The sequence below is a fragment of the Caulobacter sp. genome, from assembly GCF_035254145.1.
Classification (GTDB): Bacteria; Pseudomonadota; Alphaproteobacteria; order Caulobacterales; family Caulobacteraceae; genus Caulobacter.
In genome coordinates, this window is the sequence record NZ_DATFAV010000233.1 from 1 (window position 1) to 2,911 (window position 2,911).

A 2,911-nucleotide genomic window follows, 5' to 3' on the forward strand; every position below is an offset into this window, starting at 1 on the left:
GCCCGCACATGAAGCGGATCACCCTGCAGAACATCCACGACGCTCTCGTTTACGAGCAGTTCGAGGTGACGGTGGACGCCGACGTCATCGACCGCGCGCGGCTGGCCGTGCAGCGGATGATCGACCTGCCGCCGCCGGTGGTTCCGGCCCGGTACGACCTGGTGAAGGCCAAGCACCACGTGGACGTGGAGCTGATCTAAAGCCCCCTTCCCCCTCGATGGGGGGAGGGTTGGGGATGGGGGTGACGCGGCCGATCCGCTTCCACCCCGTCCTTCGTCTTTCCGGATGGCTGAACCGCCGTGTTCACCCCCATCCCTGCCCTTCCCCCATCAAGGGGGAAGGGAGCGGAGCGTAAGATGATCGAACGCGTAACCTTCGACGGCCCCGTCATCCTCGGCGCCGGTCTCGCCGGTCTCACGGCGGCTCTCGCGGCCGTGAAGGCCCTCGTCCTGTCGCCGACGCCGCTGGCGACCGGCTGCTCCAGCGCCTGGGCGCAGGGCGGCATGGCCGCGGCGCTGTCGGGCGAGGACAGCCCGGCCCTGCACGCGGCTGACACCATCGCCGCCGGCGCGGGGCTCTGCGATCCGAAGGCCGTCGAGCTTCTGACCCGCGAGGGCCCGCAGGCCGTCCGTGACCTGGCCGCCCTGGGCGCGCCGTTCGACCGTCAGGCGGACGGCGGCTTCGTGCTGAGCCTGGAGGCCGCCCACGCCAAGGCGCGCGTCGCCCGAGTCGGCGGCGACGGAGCCGGCGCGGCGATCATGGCCGCCGTCATCGCCGCCGTCCGCGCCGCGCCCACGATCGAGGTTCGCGAGAACACCCGCGCCCGTCGCCTGCTCCAGGACGCCGCCGGCCGCGTGGTCGGGGTGCTGGCGGAGATCGACGGCGAGCTCGTGGAGATCCGCGCCAAGAGCGTGATCCTGGCCACCGGCGGAATCGGCGGCCTCTACGCCGTGACCACGACGCCGGCCGAAGTGCGCGGCGAGGGCCTGGGCCTGGCCGCCCTGGCCGGCGCCACGATCGCCGACCCCGAGTTCGTGCAGTTCCATCCCACCGCCATCGACATCGGCCGCGATCCCGCCCCCCTGGCCACCGAGGCCCTGCGCGGCGAGGGCGCGATCCTGCGCAACACCGATGGCAAGGCCTTCATGGCCGACTACCACCCGGCCAAGGAGTTGGCCCCGCGCGACGTCGTCGCCCGCGCCATCCATGCCGAGCGCGCCGCCGGCCGGGGCGCTTTCCTCGATGCGACGGCCGCCGTCGGCGCCCATTTCCCGCACGAGTTTCCGGCCGTGTTCGAGGCCTGCCAGAGCGGCGGCGTCGACCCGCGCCGCGAGATGATCCCCGTCGTTCCCGCCGTGCACTACCACATGGGCGGCGTCGCCACGGACCTCGATGGCCGCGCCAGCCTGCCGGGCCTCTACGCCGCCGGCGAGTGCGCCTCGACCGGGGTGCAGGGCGCCAATCGCCTGGCCTCCAACAGCCTCTTGGAAGCGGCCGTCTTCGGCGCCCGCGCCGGCCGCGCGGCGGCGGCCGAGGGTCTAACGGGCGGCGAACCGGTCAGCCTGGAGCCCTATCCCGACCTGCCCGACGCCGCGCTGCAGACCCTGCGCAAGGCCATGAGCCGCGACGCCGGCGTGATCCGCGACGCCGCCGGCCTGACGCGCCTGCTCGAGCAGATCGAGGCGCTGGAGCCCGCCTACGGTCCCTGTCCCACGGTCGTGACCGCGCGCCTGATCGTGGAAGGCGCCCTGGCCCGCCGCGAAAGCCGGGGCGGCCACTACCGCGCCGACTTCCCGGCCACGGCCGAGCCGTTGCGCACCTTCGTGACCCTGGAGAGCGCGGACGCCGCCGTCCGCTACGCCGCCGAATGACCATGCCCTCCCCCTTGTCCTTGGCTCTCGACGACATCCTCGTCCGTCCGATCGTCGACCACGCCCTGGCCGAGGACCTGGGCCGCGCCGGCGACATCACCGGCCAGGCCTGCATCGATCCCGACGCCCGCCTGTCGGTGGTCTGGGCCAGCCGGCAGGATGGGAGGGTTTCGGGTCTTTCCTGCGCGCGCCTGGCCTTGGCCGCCCTGGACCCGACCGCCCGCTTCCAGGTCATCACCCCCGACGGCGCAGACGCCGCCCCGGGGGCGATCCTGGCCCGCGCCGAGGGGAACGCCCGCGCCGTGCTGGCCGCCGAGCGCACGGGGCTCAACCTGCTGGGCCGCCTGTCGGGCATCGCCACCCTGACGCGGGCCTATGTCCGTCTGGTCGCGGGCACGAACGCGACCATCGTCGACACCCGCAAGACCACGCCGGGCCTGCGGGCGCTGGAGAAGTACGCCGTGCGCTGCGGCGGCGGGGTCAACCACCGCTTCGGCCTGGATGACGCCATCCTGATCAAGGACAACCACGTCGCCGCCTGCGGCGGGGTCGGCGAAGCCGTGAGGCGAGCCCGCGCCCACGCCGGCCATCTCGTGAAGGTCGAGGTCGAGGTCGACGGCCTGGACCAGCTGGAAGAGGCCCTCAAGCACGGCCCTGACGTCGTGATGCTGGACAATTTCAGCCTCGACGACCTCAAGACCGCCGTATCCCTGACCAAGGGCCGCGCGGTGCTGGAGGCCTCGGGCGGGGTGAACCTGACCACCGTCCGCGCCATCGCCGAGACCGGCGTGGACGTGATCAGCGTCGGCGCGCTGACGCACTCGGCGCCGGTGCTGGATATCGGGCTGGACGCGGCTTGAGGGGCTCAAGGGTCTCGTCATCCCGGCCGCAGCGTAGCGAAGAGCCGGGACCCAGGGGCCGCCGCACTGCCACTCGCCCCTGGGTCCCGGGTCGGCTTCGCCGCCCGGGATGACGCGATATTTTGACGTCTTAAGGCCGCTGGGCTTCGATGACGGCGGTGTAGCTGGCGCTCATGCCGT

3 protein-coding genes are annotated in these 2,911 nt (G+C 73.0%); all 3 read left to right on the top strand.

Going from position 1 to position 2,911, the window contains the following annotated elements; genetic code table 11:
- The coding region (gene nadA, locus VJ655_RS14315; RefSeq protein ID WP_324112174.1) for a quinolinate synthase NadA at positions 1-200 on the top strand (200 nt) is incomplete at its 5' end.
- Between the two features lie 156 nt (positions 201-356).
- Complete coding sequence (locus VJ655_RS14320; RefSeq protein ID WP_324112176.1) at positions 357-1,871, top strand: L-aspartate oxidase; 1,515 nt, start codon at positions 357-359, stop codon at positions 1,869-1,871.
- A 2-nt stretch (positions 1,872-1,873) separates the two neighbouring features.
- A complete protein-coding gene (nadC, locus tag VJ655_RS14325) occupies positions 1,874-2,731 on the top strand; it encodes a carboxylating nicotinate-nucleotide diphosphorylase (protein WP_414646981.1) in 858 nt (285 codons plus the stop codon).
- Positions 2,732-2,911 lie beyond the last annotated feature (180 nt).

Coding starts and splice junctions, on each gene's coding strand:
- VJ655_RS14320 (WP_324112176.1), top strand. CDS start 357: ATGATCGAACGCGTAACCTTCGACGGCCCCGTCATCCTCGGCGCCGGT.
- nadC (WP_414646981.1), top strand. CDS start 1,874: ATGCCCTCCCCCTTGTCCTTGGCTCTCGACGACATCCTCGTCCGTCCG.